Origin of the sequence: Actinoalloteichus caeruleus DSM 43889 (genome assembly GCF_000429185.2) — a bacterium.
GTDB lineage: Bacteria > Actinomycetota > Actinomycetes > Mycobacteriales > Pseudonocardiaceae > Actinoalloteichus_B > Actinoalloteichus_B caeruleus.
On sequence record NZ_AUBJ02000001.1, the window covers coordinates 3,918,708 to 3,934,625 of the forward strand.

At 70.5% G+C, this 15,918-nt stretch carries 16 protein-coding genes; 9 read left to right on the forward strand and 7 right to left on the reverse strand.

The window, feature by feature from the left end:
• The first annotated feature begins 69 nt into the window (after positions 1-69).
• The 3 genes from wzt (at position 70) to G443_RS15420 (ending at position 2,250) form a co-directional block, all read left to right on the forward strand.
• Positions 70-891: a galactan export ABC transporter ATP-binding subunit Wzt/RfbE gene (wzt, locus tag G443_RS15410; RefSeq protein WP_026417711.1), complete on the forward strand. Its 822-nt coding sequence runs from the start codon at positions 70-72 to the stop codon at positions 889-891.
• Positions 888-1,817, forward strand: coding sequence for a galactofuranosyltransferase GlfT1 (glfT1, locus tag G443_RS15415; RefSeq protein WP_051313511.1), 930 nt, complete (start codon positions 888-890; stop codon positions 1,815-1,817). The genes wzt and glfT1 overlap by 4 nt, the downstream gene beginning before the upstream one ends.
• A gap of 181 nt (positions 1,818-1,998) precedes the next feature.
• Positions 1,999-2,250 (forward strand): hypothetical protein, encoded by a 252-nt coding sequence (locus G443_RS15420; RefSeq protein WP_026417713.1) that lies wholly within the window; start codon positions 1,999-2,001, stop codon positions 2,248-2,250.
• A 186-nt stretch (positions 2,251-2,436) separates the two neighbouring features.
• On the opposite strand, the gene G443_RS15425 is transcribed toward G443_RS15420, so the two are convergent.
• The 3 genes from G443_RS15425 to lhgD form a co-directional block, all read right to left on the reverse strand.
• Entirely contained in the window at positions 2,437-4,380 is a 1,944-nt protein-coding gene (locus tag G443_RS15425) for a glycosyltransferase (protein ID WP_245588700.1), read from the reverse strand.
• A 451-nt stretch (positions 4,381-4,831) separates the two neighbouring features.
• Complete coding sequence (gene glf / locus G443_RS15430) at positions 4,832-6,019, reverse strand: UDP-galactopyranose mutase (RefSeq protein WP_026417715.1); 1,188 nt, start codon at positions 6,017-6,019, stop codon at positions 4,832-4,834.
• A gap of 56 nt (positions 6,020-6,075) precedes the next feature.
• On the reverse strand, positions 6,076-7,266 hold the full coding sequence (gene lhgD / locus G443_RS15435; protein WP_026417716.1) for an L-2-hydroxyglutarate dehydrogenase: 1,191 nt from the start codon (positions 7,264-7,266) through the stop codon (positions 6,076-6,078).
• 153 nt (positions 7,267-7,419) lie between these two features.
• Here lhgD and G443_RS15440 point away from each other — a divergent pair, with 153 nt between their 5' ends.
• The 3 genes from G443_RS15440 to G443_RS15450 all read left to right on the forward strand — a co-directional run bounded on the left by G443_RS15440 (position 7,420) and on the right by G443_RS15450 (position 10,128).
• Positions 7,420-8,559 (forward strand): DegT/DnrJ/EryC1/StrS family aminotransferase, encoded by a 1,140-nt coding sequence (locus G443_RS15440; protein WP_051313513.1) that lies wholly within the window; start codon positions 7,420-7,422, stop codon positions 8,557-8,559.
• Between the two features lie 64 nt (positions 8,560-8,623).
• Positions 8,624-9,559, forward strand: coding sequence for an NAD-dependent epimerase/dehydratase family protein (locus G443_RS15445; protein ID WP_026417718.1), 936 nt, complete (start codon positions 8,624-8,626; stop codon positions 9,557-9,559).
• Entirely contained in the window at positions 9,559-10,128 is a 570-nt protein-coding gene (locus G443_RS15450; RefSeq protein WP_026417719.1) for an acyltransferase, read from the forward strand. Before G443_RS15445 ends, G443_RS15450 begins: the two co-directional genes overlap by 1 nt.
• A gap of 61 nt (positions 10,129-10,189) precedes the next feature.
• Here G443_RS15450 and G443_RS15455 read toward each other — a convergent pair whose 3' ends face one another.
• Both G443_RS15455 and G443_RS15460 read right to left on the reverse strand, forming a co-directional pair.
• Entirely contained in the window at positions 10,190-10,681 is a 492-nt protein-coding gene (locus tag G443_RS15455; RefSeq protein WP_026417720.1) for a hypothetical protein, read from the reverse strand.
• Positions 10,682-10,769: 88 nt separating this feature from the next.
• Positions 10,770-11,600, reverse strand: coding sequence for an aldo/keto reductase (locus G443_RS15460; RefSeq protein ID WP_026417721.1), 831 nt, complete (start codon positions 11,598-11,600; stop codon positions 10,770-10,772).
• Positions 11,601-11,826: 226 nt separating this feature from the next.
• Between G443_RS15460 and G443_RS15465 the strand changes: the two genes are divergently transcribed.
• Entirely contained in the window at positions 11,827-12,630 is an 804-nt protein-coding gene (locus tag G443_RS15465; RefSeq protein ID WP_051313515.1) for an SAM-dependent methyltransferase, read from the forward strand.
• Positions 12,631-12,685: 55 nt separating this feature from the next.
• Here the strand turns inward: G443_RS15465 and G443_RS15470 are convergent, their stop codons facing one another.
• Together G443_RS15470 and G443_RS15475 are read right to left on the reverse strand one after the other, a co-directional pair.
• The gene (locus G443_RS15470; RefSeq protein WP_026417722.1) at positions 12,686-13,660 is read right to left on the reverse strand and encodes a Gfo/Idh/MocA family protein; all 975 of its coding nucleotides are present in this window, start codon (positions 13,658-13,660) and stop codon (positions 12,686-12,688) included.
• Positions 13,657-14,763: a DegT/DnrJ/EryC1/StrS family aminotransferase gene (locus tag G443_RS15475; protein ID WP_026417723.1), complete on the reverse strand. Its 1,107-nt coding sequence runs from the start codon at positions 14,761-14,763 to the stop codon at positions 13,657-13,659. Before G443_RS15475 ends, G443_RS15470 begins: the two co-directional genes overlap by 4 nt.
• Positions 14,764-15,118: 355 nt before the next feature.
• On the opposite strand from G443_RS15475, the gene G443_RS15480 reads away from it, so the two are divergent.
• Both G443_RS15480 and G443_RS15485 read left to right on the forward strand, forming a co-directional pair.
• Positions 15,119-15,613, forward strand: coding sequence for a UDP-N-acetylglucosamine acyltransferase (locus G443_RS15480; protein WP_308208858.1), 495 nt, complete (start codon positions 15,119-15,121; stop codon positions 15,611-15,613).
• Between the two features lie 33 nt (positions 15,614-15,646).
• The gene (locus G443_RS15485; protein ID WP_026417725.1) at positions 15,647-15,889 is read left to right on the forward strand and encodes an acyl carrier protein; all 243 of its coding nucleotides are present in this window, start codon (positions 15,647-15,649) and stop codon (positions 15,887-15,889) included.
• Positions 15,890-15,918 lie beyond the last annotated feature (29 nt).

Sequence of the window (15,918 nt, forward strand, 5' to 3'; positions counted from 1 at the left end):
TGGAGCCAGCTCCCCGTGCCCCGGACACCGCCAACGATTCCACCCCCGCCCCGAGTGAGGCCTTGACACGTGGTCAGCATTGACGTTTGGAACGCATCGGTCGACTTCCCGATCTTCGACGCGAAGTCCCGATCGCTGAAGAAGGCCGTGCTCAACAAGGCGGGCGGCAAGATCGGCACCGACAGCAAGGTGCCGGTCATCGAGGCGTTGCGGGACATCAACATCTCGGTCGCGCACGGCGACCGGGTCGGGTTGGTCGGCCACAACGGCGCCGGCAAGTCGACGCTGCTGCGGTTGCTCTCCGGGATCTACGAGCCGACCAGGGGCCACTCCAGGATCGTCGGCAAGGTGGCCCCGGTCTTCGACCTCGGTGTCGGTCTCGACCCGGAGATGAACGGCATCGAGAACATCATGATCCGGGGTCTGTTCCTGGGGATGACCAGGAAGCAGATGGAGTCACGGGTCGACGAGATCGCCGAGTTCACCGAACTGGGCGACTACCTGTCGATGCCGTTGCGGACCTACTCGACGGGTATGCGGGTTCGGCTGGCGTTGGGTGTGGTCACCTCGATCGACCCGGAGATCCTGCTCCTGGACGAGGGCATCGGCGCCGTCGACGCGTCCTTCCTGGCGAAGGCGAGAGACCGGCTCAACGACCTGGTCAAACGCTCCGGCCTGCTGGTGTTCGCCTCGCACGCGGACGAGATGCTGATGGAGCTGTGCACGAAGGCGATCTGGATGGACAAGGGCCAGGTCCGGATGCAGGGCCCGATCAGGGATGTCCTCACCGCGTACAAGGGGCGGGACCCGTACGAGCACATGAGCCAGGAAGCCATGGAGAGGCTCGGCCACGGCTCGCCCGCCTCCGCTCCCGCGGGTGAGGGCGCGTGAGCACCGCATCCGGACGCCGGGGAGGCGAGGACGTGACCCTGCCCGAGGGCGCCGTGGTGGCCGTGATCGTCACCCGACACCGCCGGGAACTCCTGACCGACTCGCTGAAGGTCATCGCCGCGCAGACGAGGCAGGTCGACCACCTCATCGTGGTGGACAACGGGCCGGACCAGTCGGCGGCCGACGTGGTCGCGGGTTGTCCGATCCCCACGACGTACCTGCTGTCCCAGCGCAATCTCGGCGGGGCCGGCGGTTTCGCCCTGGGCATGTTGCACGCGTTGTCCCTCGGGGCGGAGTGGATCTGGCTGGGTGACGACGACGGCCGCCCGGCCGACGAGAACGCCCTGGAGATCCTCCTCGACGAGGCGGAGCGGCGACGTCTGGCCGTGGTCTCGCCGGTGGTGGTGAACATCGACCGCCCCGAGCTGCTCGCCTTCCCGATGCGGCGGGGGCTGACCTGGAAGCGGGAGCGCGACGAACTGGGTGAGGACTTCCTCCCGGGGATCGCCTCGTTCTTCAACGGCGCCTTGTTCCGCGCCAGCACCCTGGACGTCGTCGGGGTACCGGACTACCGGATGTTCTTCCGGGGCGACGAGGTGGAGATCCACCGCCGGGTGGCACGGTCGGGGCTGCGTTTCGGAACGTCGCTCCGCACCACCTTCGTCCACCCGGACGGATCGGCCGAGTTCAAGCCGATGTTGGGTGGGCGGCTGCACGCCCAGGATCCCGAGGACCCGATCAAGCGGTACTACACCTACCGGAACCGCGGTTACCTGCTCTCCAAGCCGGGGATGCGCAAACTCGGCCTCCTGGAGGTGTTCCGGTTCGGCCTGTACTTCCTCGGTGTCCGGCGGGACCCGAAGGCCTTCGTGAAGTGGCTGAGGCTGGTGCGCCAGGGTCAGCAGGAGCGCTTCTTCCGCGCCTGAGGGCCGCGCGGACGACCGTGTCGGGTGGGTCCGCCCCGGGTTCCCCGAGGACGGGCTCAACCTCACCGTGGGCTGGGCGCGCCGGGGCCGGGTAGGGCCCCGGTTCGGCGGTGGGTGAACACCGGTACGCCGTCGGTGAACCGTCTCGCGAGCGGTGTGGCGACGGGCTTGGATGGTGCCCATGAGCACCGAACAACACGCCCTCACCCTGCACCTGGTCGCGGGTGGCAGCCCGATCGTCCTCGCCGTCGACCACTCGACCTCGGAGAGCCTGTCCGGTGACCTGGAGAGCCTGGTCCGGGACGGTGACACCACGAGCATCGACCTCGCCGACGGCGGGAGGATGGTCGTCGACTTCTCGACGGTGGCCACCGCGCACCTGAGCGAACTGCGCCACAGCGTGGCCGCCTACGGGCAACGAGCCAGGCGCTGAGCGGACCTCCGCCCGCGTTCCGGCGCAGGACTACCGGTGCGCGCCGCGGTGGTCCGGCCGGCGGGAGACCCGGTGCGGGAGCCCGGCGGTCATCCTGGAGGTGAGCACACGACGAACGCCCCCGCCGGATCGCGTTGGTCCGGCGGGGGCGTTCGGTCACCGTTGGCGGGGATCCTCCGGGGGGATTCAGCCGCCGTAGAAGACCTTCTTCCAGGCGTCCTTGCTGGTCAGGGTCGGCATCGCCTTCCGGTACTGCTTGCGGAGCTTCGGGAACTGCCGCAGCAGGGTGATGTTGTTCCGCACCGAGGTCCGCAGCGTCCGCCAGAAGTACTCGCGGTCCCGGCGGCGGAACGTCACGCCTCGGCCGTCCGCGGTCGCCACCGTCGCGCTGTCCAGCCTCGCGAGCAGGAACCACTGGGCGTCCCGACCGGCCAGGTTGAGTTCCGGGCGGTCCCGGTGCTGCGGCTTGACCGGCAACAGGTTCCGCAACAGCACCTCGACCAGCGCCTTGCCGATGCTCAGCGGGTTGGTCGGGGGCCGCATGAAGCGTTCCGCGCGGACCTGGGACATCGACGGCAGCGGCAGGGTCCGCGCGGTGGGCAGCACCCGGCCGTCGTCGAACTGCGCCCGACGCTCCCGCACCTTGCCCAGCGCGGTGGGCAGGGTGTCGAACAGCTCGTCGGGTCCGCGCAGGAAGTCCTCGATGGCCATCTGCTGGAGGGCGACGGCCGAGTACTCCATCCGCAGCAGGTAGCGCAGGGAGCGCTTCTGCATGTCCTTGATCATGGTCGTCGCCCGCCGTTCCGGGTGGTACAGGGCGGCGGTGATCAGGCGGTTGCGGGTGTGGAAGTAGGCCTGCCAGTCGGTGAGGTCGTCCTTCTCGCCCCAGGACATGTGCCAGACGGCGATCCCGGGCACCGTCGCCGTCGGGTACCCGGCGTGGCTGGCGCGCAGCCCGTACTCGGTGTCGTCCCACTTGATGAAGATGGGCAGGGGCAGGCCGATCTCCTCCGCGACCGAACGGGGGATCATGCACATCCACCACGCGTTGTAGTCGACGTCGGTCCGGCGGTGGAAGACCGGGCTCTCCCGGAGGGACTCCTCGGCGAAGTCGTGGTCCTCGACGGAGCCCGGCGCGGGCCGCCACATGAACTTGGCGCGGTCCATGACCTCGCCCATCGAGTGCAGCCGGGACCGCGCCTGGAGGTTGAGCATCTGCCCGCCGACCAGCGTCGGGTGCTCGGTGAAGCGGGAGAACGCGATCGCCCGGAGCACCGAGTCGGTCTCCAGCACGATGTCGTCGTCCATGAACAGGATCTGCTCGCAGTCGGTGGCGGTCAGGGCCTCGTACATGCCCCGCGCGAAACCGCCGCTACCGCCGAGGTTGCCCTGCTCGTACAGGCGCAGCTTGTCGCCGAGCGCGCGCTCCGCCTCGGGGAAGGCCTCCGCCTCGCGGACCTTGTCCTTGCCCTGGTCGGCGACGACGATGGCGGTCACCGCGTCCATCAGCAGCGGGTCCTCGGCGATCGTGCGCAGCGTGGCGACGCAGTCGTCGCGGCGCATCGTGGTGATCCCGATCGACACCGAGGCGCGGCTGGGTGCCGGCGTGGGCGAGAACCAGCCGCCCTGGCTCAGCACGACCTCGTTCTGGTCGGTGGTGATGTCGAACCAGTACCAGCCGCCGTCCTCGAACGGGCCGAGGTCGAAGGACTGGTTGACCTCGCCGCCGTCCCGGACGACGTCACCCCACACGTGGATGCGGGTGCCGTTGGCGCGGGAGCGGTAGACGTCGATGCGGCAACCGCCTTCGACGCGCAGCCGGAGCTCGACGGTCTCCAGCGTGGTCCACCGCCGCCAGTAGCTGGCCGGGAAGGCGTTGAAGTACGTGGCGAAGGAGACCTCGGACTGGGCCGGGATGGTGCCCGACGTCCTGGACAGCGACCGGGTGCGGTGCTGGTTCGTCTCGTCCTCGTCCATGTAGAGGGTCCGCACGTCCAGCGGATCACCGAGGCGCGGGAACAGGATGCGCTGGAGCAGGGCGCCGCTCTGGGGCGCTGGCTGCTCCAGGGTGCCCACCGCCGCCTGTTGGGTGGGTTCCACGGCTTTCTTGGCTGCTGTCTTGGGGGGCATTGGAGAGTCGGTCCTCCGTCGAGTGGCCGTTGGTCGTGTCTTCAGGTTCGCGTCCGGCGGTGGGGAGGGACTGCCGTGACCACCCGGGCCGTGGCCCGCCTCCGGCTGATCGACCGGCGGCGGTGTTCGTCGTCACACTCCGGTCGCGCTGCCCGGTCGGCAACGCGCCCACCCGAACGCTCCGACGGGCTGCCACCCCCGCCGGTCACTCCGGGCGACGGACTCCTCACCCGACACAGTCCCTCGGCCCGACTGACACCTGGCGCTTGACAGAAATCTCACCCGAAACCGGGTTTCCACTGTCCGGCACCGTCAATTCATGGCTCTCAATATAGCTACCGCCGGGTACCGCGCTCGCTGTGGGCACACCCGACTGGGTGGCAGCGTGTCGCGACGGTACCCGGCGGCGACTCGGGTCGCACCCATTCCAGGGCGGCCCGGACGTTTCCCGTCAGTCCTCCATCGAGCCGTCCAGAGAACGACCGTCGGCGAAGAACGGGGCGATCTTGTTGTCGTACATGCTCAGCGCGGAACCGATCGCCATGTGCATGTCGAGGTATTTGTAGGTGCCGAGCCGGCCGCCGAACAGCACCTTGCGCTCCTTGGCCTCCCGCTTGGCCAATTCCCGGTACTTCTCCAGCTTGGCGCGGTCCTCGGCGGTGTTAATCGGGTAGTACGGCTCGTCGTCGTCCTCGGCGAATCGGGAGTACTCCTTCACCACGACCGTTTTGTCGGTTGGGTAGTCCCGCTCCGGGTGGAAGTGCCGGAATTCGTGGATCCTGGTGTAGGGCACCTCCTCCTCGGCGTAGTTCATCACCGAGGTGCCCTGGAAGTCACCGACCGGGAGTACTTCCTGGGTGAAGTCGAGGGTCCGCCAGCTGAGGTGCCCCTCCGCGTAACCGAAGTACCGGTCCAGGGCTCCCGTGTAGACGACCGGAACGCCTTCCGGAAGCTGGTCGCGAACGTCGAAGAAGTCGACGTTCAGCCTGACGTCGATGTTCTCGTGCTCCGCCATCTTCTCCAACCACGCGGTGTAGCCGTCGACCGGCAGCCCCTCGTAGGTGTCGTTGAAGTAGCGGTTGTTGAAGTTGTAACGGACGGGCAGCCGGGTGACGGTTGCCCCCGGGAGCTCCTTGGGGTCGGTCTGCCACTGTTTCGCTGTGTAACCGCGGAAGAACGCTTCGTACAGGGGCCGGCCGACGAGGGAGATCGCCTTCTCCTCGAAGTTCCGGGCGGCCGCGGAGTCGATCTCACCGGCCTGCTCGGCCACCAGCGCCCTGGCCTCGTCCGGCGTCATGTACTTGCCGAAGTACTCACAGATCGTCGCCAGGTTGACCGGCATCGGGTAAACGCGGTCCTGGTAGATCGTGAAGACCCGGTGCTGGTAGTCGGTGAAGTCGGTGAACTGGTTGACGTACTCCCAGACCCGCTTGTTGGAGGTGTGGAACAGATGCGCTCCGTAGCGGTGCACCTCGATACCGGTTTCCGGTTCGGCCTCCGAATAGGCGTTTCCGCCGATATGCGGGCGCCGGTCCAGCACCAGCACTCGGCGGCCCAGCTGGCTGGCGGTCCGCTCGGCCACCGTGAGCCCGAAGAAACCGGAGCCAACAACGATCAGGTCATAACCCTCGAAGTCCACGGAAAACGAGGGTACCTGTCACGAGGCGCAACAATGCGGCGGGTGGAGGTTCGCGGTCAATTCAACACGGAGCTCACACGGTCGGCGACGCGGGTGGCGATCTCGAGGGCGCTCGTGGCCGCCGGCGAGGGGGCGTTCAGCACGTGCACCTGCCGGGGCACGAGCTCGATGAGGAAGTCGTCGACCAGCCGTCCGTCCGCCAGCACGGCCTGGGCCCGCACCCCGGCCGGAGCGCGGACGATGTCCGCCGGGCCGATGTCGGGGACCAGGCGGGCCAGGTCCGCCGCGAACCGCGCCCGGGAGAGCGACCGCAGGGTCTCGGTGATCCCGGTCCGGACGTGCCGGCGGGCCAGGCCCCAGGTTCCCGGGAACCGGATCACCTCGACCAGGTCGCGGGCGGAGGCGTCACGCCACCGGTAACCCTCCCTGCGCAGGGCCAGCACCGCGTTCGGGCCGGCGTGGACGGAACCGTCCAGCATCCGGGTCAGGTGCACACCGAGGAAGGGCAGCTCCGGGTTCGGGACCGGGTACACCAGCCCCGTGACGAGGTGGCGCCGGTCGGGCCGCAACTCGTAGTACTCCCCCCGGAAGGGCAGGATGCGGGCCCTGGGCCGCACCCCGGCGAGATCGGCGATCCGGTCGCTGTGCAGGCCGGCGCAGTTCACGAGCGCGTCGGCCCGCACCACGCCGGTCCCGGTGGCCACCTCCACCCGTCCCGGCGCGCGGCGCACGGCCAACGCCTCCGTCCCCAGCCGCAGGTCGGCCTCGTGCCGGGTGAGTTCCTCGACCATCGCCGCGCAGACGCCCGTGAAGTCGACGACGCCGGTCGACTCCACCCGGAGGGCGGCGACGCACCGCACGGCCGGCTCGTGCTCCCTCGCCTCGTCCGGTCCGATCGCCCGCGCCGGCACCCCGTTGGCCTCGGCCCGGGCCGCCAGGTCCCGCAATCGGCCGGTCTCCGCCTCGTCGGTGGCGACGACGAGCTTCCCGCACACCGACACCGGGACGCCGTGCTCCCGGGCGTAGGCGGCCATCGAGGCGTTACCGGCCACGCACATCCTGGCCTTCTCGCTGCCCGGTCGGTAGTAGAGGCCGGCGTGCAGCACCCCGCTGTTGTGGCCGGTCTGGTGGCGGGCCCAGCCGTTCTCCTTCTCCAGGACGGTCACGTGGTGGCCCCGGACTACCCGGAGTTCCCTGGCCACCGCGAGGCCGACCACCCCGCCGCCGATCACGGTCACGTGGGCCATCGCTCATCCCCTCCACCCGGCTGCGCACCCCGGCCGGCCACGGGTCCCCGTCACGTCACCCCGCGACAACCGTGCTGGTCACGGGCTTCCGCTCCCCGGGCCGACCGGCCGCACCCGACTTATACTCGCTTCGGTCGAGGAAAGCGGGGTGCCATGCCCGACAACATCGACGACATCGCCCTCGGTCAGCCGACCGTGGGCGAACCGGAGCTCGCGGCCATCGCCGAGGTCTTCCGGTCCGGCTGGTTGGCCGGGGCGGGACCGGCGTGCGCGCGTTTCGAGGAACGCTTCGCGGCGGTGGCCGGGACCACGCACGCACTGGCCACCTCGAACTGCGGTGCCGCCCTCAACCTGGCGATGCTGGTGCTCGACGTGCGGCCCGGCGACGAGGTGGTGGTGGCGGACTACACGTTCCCGGCCACCGCGCACGCGGTCGCCCAGGCCGGGGCCACCCCGGTGTTCGCCGATGTCCGGCCCGACACCCTCACCCTCGACGCGGCCGCCGCCCTGGCCGCCGTCGGCCCGAGGACGGTAGGCATCGTCGCGGTGGACGTCGCCGGGCAGCCCGCCGACTACGACGCGCTCCGGGCGGTCGCGGACCGGCACGGTCTCTTCCTCGTCGAGGACGCGGCGTGCGCGGCCGGCGCCCGCTACCGGGGTCGGCCGGCCGGCTCACTGGCTGATCTGGCCACCTTCAGCTTCCACGGCCGCAAGGGCATCACCTCGGGCGAGGGGGGCGCGCTGACCAGTGATCGAGGCGACCTCGTCGACCGGGCGAGGACGCTGCACACCTACGGGGTGGCGCCGGCCCTGACCCGGGAGGGGGCTGTGGACCTGCCCATCCCCTCCTTCACCGAACTGGGGCACAACTACCGGCTGTCCGACGTCCAGGCGGCGATCATGGGGGTCCAGCTGGACCGGCTCCCCGCCCTGCTGGACGCGCGCCGGCGCGTCGCCGAGCGCTACCAGGAGCTGCTCAAGGACCTCGACGAGATCACCTTGCCGGTGACCGGTGCCGACCGGGAACACCCGTGGCAGGCGTACCTGGTCACCGTGGATCCGTCGGTCTCCCGCGACCGGCTGGCGTTCGCCCTGCGGTCGGCGGGCGTCCAGACGACGATCGGCACCTACGCCTGCCATCTCCAGCCCGTCTACGGGTCCGACCGGGAGTGCCCGGTGTCCGCGGACCTCTTCCGGCGCCAGCTCGCGCTCCCGATGCACGCGAACCTGACCGACGAGCAGGTGGACCGGGTCGCCTCGGCGGTGCGGGAGGGGATCGCCGGGCTCGGGTGAGAGGTGGCGGGTCAACGGCGGGGCCGCGGGTCGACCAGGCCCGTGGGAGGACAGGGAGGCGAGGATGACGGCTGGCACGGTGTTCTTCACGGGTGGCGCGGGCTTCATCGGCATGCACGTGCTGCCCCTCCTGCTCGACCGGGGCTACCGGGTTCGGCTCTTCGACAACATGAGCCGAGGGGACCGCGCCCGGGTGGAGGAGCTGACCGCCACCGGACAGGTGGAACTGGTCGAGAAGGACGTCCGGTACGGCGGGGCGGTTCGCGAGGCCGTCCGGGGGTGTTCGCACGTCATCCACTTCGCGACGGTGTCGATCAACAAGTCGACGGCCGACCCGCACGAGAGCATCGACATCAACATGGTCGGCAACAACAACGTCTTCGCGGCGGCCGCCGACGAGGGGGTGCGCCGGCTCGTGTTCGCCTCCACCGCCTCGGTGTACGGGGACCCGAGCCGCCTCCCGATGCACGAGGACGACCCCCTGGACCCGCTGACGCCCTACTGCATCAGCAAACGCGCCGGGGAGGACCTGCTCCGCTTCTACGAACGCCGGCAGGGCCTGTCCTGGAACGCGCTGCGCTTCTTCAACGTGTACGGCCCTGGCCAGCGCATCGAGGCCTACTACACCTCGGTGATCAACCACTTCCTGGACCGGCTGACGAACGGGCTGCCGCCCGTCATCGACGGGCGGGGCGAGCAGTCGATGGACTTCGTCCACGTCACGGACCTGGCCCGCGCGGTGGTCGCCGCGCTGGAGAGCGAACGCGCCGGCCTGCCGATCAACATCGGGACGGGCATCGACACCACGATCGCGCAGCTGGCGAAGATCCTGATCGACGCGGTCGGCGCTGAGGTCGAGCCGAGGTTCAACCCCCGGGACGTCCTGGTGTCGCGCCGGGCGGCCGACATCCGGCGGGCCAGGGAGGTCCTGGGCTGGGAGCCGGCCGTCTCCGTGCGGGAGGGGATGACCGCGCTGGTCGACGCCAGGTTGGGCCGCTGATGTTCCTCGACGACGAGCGCAGCAGGCGCCTGCGGCCCGGGATCCTCACGGACCTCGTGGGCCAGTACATGAACGACAGCGAACGGGCCCGGCTGCTCGGACTCCCCCCCAGCACGCGGATCAGGGAGCGGGCCAAGGTCGTCAGCCCCGAGCGGCTCGTCCTGGGCGACCACTGCTGGATCGGTGAGGGTGCCGTCCTGGACGCGAGCGGTGGGCTGGAGATCGGCGAGCACACCAGCATCGGGCTGAACACGTTGATCTTCACCCACTCCAGCTGGTTGGCGAACATGATGCTGGAGAACCACAGCGGTTCCGACCTGATCGAACGCAAGCCGGTGCGGATCGGCCGGGGTTGCTTCATCGGGGGGCTCTGCTTCGTGATGCCCGGCGTGGTGATCGGGGACTTCGTGACGGTGCAGCCGCTGTCCGTGGTGGCCAGGGACCTACCGGACCGGAGTCTCGCCGCCGGGAACCCCGCCAGGGTGTTCCAGCGCTACGACGAGGAGCACGTCCGGGCCGAGGCCGAACGGGTCCGAGGTGGGGGCGGGGCGGACCGGCGGGAGCCGTGAGGACGGCGCTGGCCGACGCGCGCAGGTCGAGGCCGGCTCACTAGCAGCCGATGCCAGCGGCTCACGGGACGACTCCCAGGTAGAGGTCGTGGAAGACCCCGGGGGTCGCGGCGATGACGCCGAAGCGGAGTACCCGGCCCAGCACTGCGGGCGGGAGGAGCACCCGCAACGGGAGCCGGATGGCGCCGGCCGCCGGGACCAGCAAGGTGAAGGGCGGCAGGCCGACCGTGGAACTGCCGAGGACGACGGCGGCGCAGGTCCACGGCCGCTGGGCGGAGAGGATCTCCAGCCTCCGGACCAGGCCGGTGAGCCTGGTACCCAGGGCGGAGCGGGGATCGCGGAGCCAGGGCAGCGCGACGGCGCCGCGCGCCGCCGCGTAGTGCACCAGCTTGCCGGCGAGCTGTCCGGACGCGATCGAGAGGGCCAGCCCCCACCAGGGGAGCTCGGGGCGGGTGACCGCCATCCCGACCAGGTAGAGCTCCACGCTGAAGATCGGAGCCAGCGAGCCGAGGAAGGCCACTCCGGCCACCAAGACGAACCAGGGAAGCTCCACCGAGCCACCCTAGTGGGGGCACCGGTCCGGAGTCCTCGTCATGGGCGGCTCCGGACCGGGCGGCCTTGTCACCGGTTCGGTGGCTGGCTCAGCCGTTGAAGGTCGCCGGGTCGAGGCCCAGGACCCTGGTCCCCGAGTCCAGCGGCGCGAGGGACTCGACGTCCTCCGGGTCGAGGTGGAAGTCGAACAGGTCGAAGTTCTCCTCGATCCGGGACGGGGTGACCGACTTGGGGATGACGACGTTGCCGATGTCGAGGTGCCAGCGCAGGATGACCTGCGCCGGGGTCCGCCCGTGCTTCTCGGCGAGTCGGGTGACCACCGGGTCGGCGAGGACCTCGCCCTGGGCCAGCGGGCTCCAGGCCTCGGTGAGGATGCCGTGTTCCGCGTGGAAAGCCCGCAGTTCCGGTTGTTGCAGCTTGGGGTGCAGCTCGACCTGGTTGATCGAGGGGACGAGTTCCGTCTCGTCGAACAGGCGCTTCAGGTGGTCGATGGTGAAGTTGGAGACGCCGATCGCGCGGACGCGGCCCTCCCCGTAGAGGCGTTCGAACGCCTTCCAGGTCTCGACGTACAGGTCCCGGCCGGGCAACGGCCAGTGGATGAGGTACAGGTCCAGGTAGTCGAGGCCGAGCTCGGTCATGCTGGCGTCGAAGGCGCGCAGGGTCGAGTCGTAGCCCTGTTCGGCGTTGAGGAGCTTCGTGGTGACGAAGACGTCCTCCCTGGGCAGCCCGGACTCGGCGACCGCCTGCCCGACTCCGCTCTCGTTGCTGTAGGCCTTGGCGGTGTCGATGCTCCGGTACCCGGTGCGGAGCGCCGTCGCGACCGTCTGCCTGGCCTCCTCCGGCGGAACCTGGAACACCCCGAAGCCGAGCTGGGGGATCTCCACGCCGTTGTTCAGGGTGAGGTTGGGAACCTTGCTCATGGGCTGTTCGGCCTCCGGTCTTCGTGTGGTGCCGTCGGGGCTATGGGTACCCGACCGCGAGGGTGACCGGGAGGCAACGTGCCTCACCTCACCGGCCGGGCGCAAGACCGTCCTCACCGGATCGGGTGAGTTCTCCGAGCCCACACCTGCGGGTATCGCCGGGGCGGGCCCGGGCGGGTGGCCGTGAGGTGGCCGGAGTTGGCCTCGCCTGCTATCCAGCCGAGATATGTCGAGAGACCGAGAACCGGCGGAACCGCCGGGGGACCCGTACTCGGTGACGGCCGAGTTCTACGACCTGCTCCACCTCGACGGCTACCGGGAGTGGGCGCGGACGTGGCTCGCCACGTCCGCGCGGCGCGCGCGGCTCGGCGTGCTGGAGGTGGGCTCGGGGACCGGGGCGATGACCTGGGTGCTGGCCGAGGAGTCGGAGGTCCCCGTGCACGCGGTGGAGCCGTCACGGGCGATGAGGGCCGTGCTGATGGGGCGCCTCGCCACCGCCTCGGACCGGGTGCGGAGCCGCGTTCGGGTGCACCCCCACCCGCTGGGGGCGGCCGGCCTGGCCGGCGTCGCCGACCTGGCGGTGTGCGTGAACCTGGCCGCGGGGCTGCCGCCCGCGGAGCGGGAGGACGCGCTCTGGCCGGCGGTGGCACGGGCCCTCGTCCCGGGCGGGCTGCTGGTGGTGGACAGCCCTCGGCGTGGTTCTCCAGCCGCCGAGGAGTGGCCCCTGCCCTCGACACGGCTGGGTCCGGACGTCTACACGGGAACCGTGCGGTGCGCGCCGGGCGACCGGGCGGGGCCGGACCGCTGGACGTTCCGGTACCAGGTGCTCGGGGAGCGCGGGACGCTCCGGGAGGAGACGGAGACGTTCCCGACCTGGCCGTTGGACCCGGAGGTGCTGGACCAGGAACTCCGGGTCGCGGGCTTCCTCCCGGCTGGGACGGCGGGTGGGTGGGACCCGGAGGTGCCGGCGATGACCTCGGAGGTCGACGCCGCCTCCGCGTGGCGTCCCGAGCTGTGGCGTCGCCGATGACCCGGCCGTCCCCGGCGGCGCCGGCCGAACGCGGGCCGCGCGGCCGGGCTCCGGGTCAGCGCACGGAGGCTCCCCGCAGCACCTCGGCGACCACGCGGTGCGCCGGCAGGATGGCGGCGCGTTCGTCGGCGGCGTCCACCCGCCCCGCCATGAGGTCGAGGAACCGGTCGAGCTGCGCGGCGAGGGGTTCGCGCCCGCTGACCAGCTCGGGCACCTCGATCACGCTCTGCTGCCGGTAACCGCGCCCGTCGGGGGTCGCGGCGTCCAGCGACACGTGCCGGTAGATGGTGACGTCCCGCCGGAGCAGGTCGGCCTCGATCAACCGGTTCAGCTCGCGGATCACCAGCGTGCGCACCTTGCGCTGGCCGATCCTGCTGGCGGAGACGGCGGACAGCGCGCCGTCGGCGAACCCGAGCAACGCCTCGACGACGTCCTCCGCTCCCGGTTCGGAGCTGTCGTGGAAGCGTCCCGCACGGCCGAGCACCGTGTGGGGGGCCGTGCCGCCGAAGGCTCGGATGACCAGGTCCACGTCGTGGACCAGGAGGTCCCAGCCGACCCCGGTCCTGATCCTCGGCGCGTAGGGCGAGTGCCGGGTGGCGCTGACGTGGACCGGGTCGTCGACCAGCGAGAGCGCGGTCATGGCTGTCGGGTTGTACCGCTCCAGCAGCCCGCACATCAGGGGGACGTCGCGTTGGGCGGCGAGTGCGACGACCTCCTCGCTGCCTGCGAGGTTGTCGCACACCGGCTTCTCGACCAGCAGCGGGACATCCTGTTCCAGGACCTGCCTGGCGAGCTTGTGGTGGGTCTCGGTCGCGGAGGCGATGACGACCCCGTCGACGTCGCCCAGCTCACCGAGCTCGGGCAGCCACCTGGCGCCGCACTGGTCCGCGAGGGGAGTGCCGACCGCCTCCCTCGGGTCGACGACCACCACCAGGTCACAGCGTTCGGACTGGCTGAGCACGCGGGCGTGCAGGGTTCCCATCGCACCGGCGCCGACCAGGGCGATCCGTGCTCTCGGCTCCGGCGTCATCCTCCGAGCACCCCCCGGACCGCCGCGACGATCTCGTCGAGGTCGTCGGCGGTGAGTTTGGGGTGGACCGGGAGGGACAGCGCCCGCCTCGCCACCGAGCGGGCGACGGGGAAGTCCTCGGGGCTGACCCGAGGCACCCCGGGGTGGTCGCGGTAGCAGTCGTAGTCGAACACCAGCCGGGGGTAGTAGATGCCGGTGCCGACGCCGGCCTCCCCGAGCCTGGCGGCGAGTTCGTCGCGGTCGACCGCGGCGTCGTCGTCGAGCAGGACGGTGTACTGGTGCCAGACGTGGGTGCGACCGTCCACGACGGCGGGCAGGCGCAGCCCGGGAATCCCGGTGAGGCCCTTGGAGAGGGTCTCCGCGTTGCGTTGCCGGCTGTCGATGAGCTGGGCGAGCCGGCCGAGCTGGGGCAGGCCCACGGCCGCGTGCACGTCGGTCATCCGGTAGTTGTGCCCGGCGACCTCGTACTGGTAGCGCTGCCGCATCCCCTGGTTGCGCAACACCCGGAGCCGTTCGGCGAGCTGGTCGTCCTCGGTGGTGATGACACCGCCCTCGGCGGTCGTCACGTTCTTCGTCGCGTACAGCGAGAAGCAGCCGAGCCCGAAGGAACCCACCGGTCGGCCGTCGACCGTGGCCCCGAGGGCCTGTGCCGCGTCCTCGACCAGGGCCAGCCCCCTCGACGTGGCGAGCGCGCCGAGCCGGTGGACGTCAGCCGGTTGGCCGTAGAGGTGCACGGGCATCAGCGCGGTGGTGCGGGGGCCGACGGCGGCGGCCGCCGCCTCCGGGCAGAGGCAGTAGTCGGCGTCGCCGATGTCGGCGAACCGGGCGGTCGCGCCCGCCTCCAGGATCGCGTTGAGGGTCGCGACGAAGGTGAAGGGGGAGGTGACGACCTCGTCGCCGGGCCGCAGACCGAGCACCTCCAGCGAGGCGACCAACGCGGTCGTCCCGCTGTTGACCGCGATCGCGTGCGGCACGCCGGCGGCGTGGGCGAAGGACTCCTCGAAACGCTCGACCATCGGCCCCTGCGCGATCAGCCCGGAGCGGAGAACGGAGCTGACCAGAGGCTCGGCGTCCTGGACGTCGATGGCGGTAATGGGGATCATGCGGCCGCCTTTCGGTTCCACAGATCATTTCCCGCATTGCGGTAGGGTGATCTTCCGACCAATTCCCGGTGCGCAGGATCACCGTACTCGCCACCGTGTCCCGGTCGCCCGCCAAACAGCGGGACGACTACCCGGTAACACCGCGACGGAAAGGGTGTTCGTGGCAAACAGGATTCATCCGAGCTCCGCCGTGTCCCCCGAGGTCGAGCTCGGCGAGGACAACGTCATAGGCCCCTTTTGCGTGATAACCGGACCCACTCGTATAGGCGATGGGAACTGGATCGGACCACACTCCGTCATCGGAACTCCCGCCGAATACCGGTCCGGGCCACACCCGATCGGCTGGGAAGGCGAGATGGCTGGTGGCGGGCTGGTGATCGGCGACCGGAACGTCGTGCGGGAGTTCACCACGATCAACCAGGGCACCGCCACACCAACCCGGGTGGGCGACGAGTGCTATCTCATGAGCGGCGTCCACCTCGGGCACGACAGCACCGTCGGGAACCGGGTGACCCTCGCCTCCACGGTCCAGGTCGCCGGGCACTGCGTGGTCTGGGACGAGGCCAACCTGGGCATGGGCGCGCTGCTGCACCAGCGGTCCGAGGTCGGGCCGGGGGCGATGGTGGGGATGGGCGCCGTCGTGCGGCGGACGGTCGGGGCCTTCACCATCGCAGTGGGCGATCCGGCCAGGACGACCGGGATCAACGAGATCGGACTGCGCAGGCAGGGCTGCGGCGACACCGCCGTCGAGGCACTGGCCCCCCTCCTCAGGGGAACCGGACCACTCCCTGCCGACGGACTGCCCACCCGGCTCGCCGACCTGCTCAGGAGCTGGGTGGACCGGGAGTAGCGCGACGCGGCAACCGACGAGGGGGCGCAGGACATGACGCTTGTCGAACGGCTTCGCGGGGTGTTCGTCCAGGCACTGGACCTGGGCCAGGACGTCGAGGTCGAGAAGTTGGAGTACCGGGGGGTCGACGCGTGGGACTCCGTGGGTCACATGACGCTCGTCGCGGCGGTCGAGGACGAGTTCGACGTCCAACTGGACACCGACCAGGTGATCGACATGAGCAGTTTCAAGGTCGCCGCCGACATGCTCAAGAACCTGGGCGTCCCCGAAGGCTGATCGCGCACCGACGAATCACCGAACAGCGA

What these genes read in the sequence shown, in the direction of transcription:
- G443_RS15420 (WP_026417713.1), top strand. Translation starts at nt 1,999, where the DNA reads ATGAGCACCGAACAACACGCCCTCACCCTGCACCTGGTCGCGGGTGGC.
- G443_RS15425 (WP_245588700.1), bottom strand. Translation starts at nt 4,380, where the DNA reads ATGCCCCCCAAGACAGCAGCCAAGAAAGCCGTGGAACCCACCCAACAG.
- lhgD (WP_026417716.1), bottom strand. Translation starts at nt 7,266, where the DNA reads ATGGCCCACGTGACCGTGATCGGCGGCGGGGTGGTCGGCCTCGCGGTG.
- G443_RS15440 (WP_051313513.1), top strand. Translation starts at nt 7,420, where the DNA reads ATGCCCGACAACATCGACGACATCGCCCTCGGTCAGCCGACCGTGGGC.
- G443_RS15445 (WP_026417718.1), top strand. Translation starts at nt 8,624, where the DNA reads ATGACGGCTGGCACGGTGTTCTTCACGGGTGGCGCGGGCTTCATCGGC.
- G443_RS15450 (WP_026417719.1), top strand. Translation starts at nt 9,559, where the DNA reads ATGTTCCTCGACGACGAGCGCAGCAGGCGCCTGCGGCCCGGGATCCTC.
- G443_RS15460 (WP_026417721.1), bottom strand. Translation starts at nt 11,600, where the DNA reads ATGAGCAAGGTTCCCAACCTCACCCTGAACAACGGCGTGGAGATCCCC.
- G443_RS15465 (WP_051313515.1), top strand. Translation starts at nt 11,827, where the DNA reads ATGTCGAGAGACCGAGAACCGGCGGAACCGCCGGGGGACCCGTACTCG.
- G443_RS15470 (WP_026417722.1), bottom strand. Translation starts at nt 13,660, where the DNA reads ATGACGCCGGAGCCGAGAGCACGGATCGCCCTGGTCGGCGCCGGTGCG.
- G443_RS15475 (WP_026417723.1), bottom strand. Translation starts at nt 14,763, where the DNA reads ATGATCCCCATTACCGCCATCGACGTCCAGGACGCCGAGCCTCTGGTC.
- G443_RS15480 (WP_308208858.1), top strand. Translation starts at nt 15,119, where the DNA reads ATGGCTGGTGGCGGGCTGGTGATCGGCGACCGGAACGTCGTGCGGGAG.
- G443_RS15485 (WP_026417725.1), top strand. Translation starts at nt 15,647, where the DNA reads ATGACGCTTGTCGAACGGCTTCGCGGGGTGTTCGTCCAGGCACTGGAC.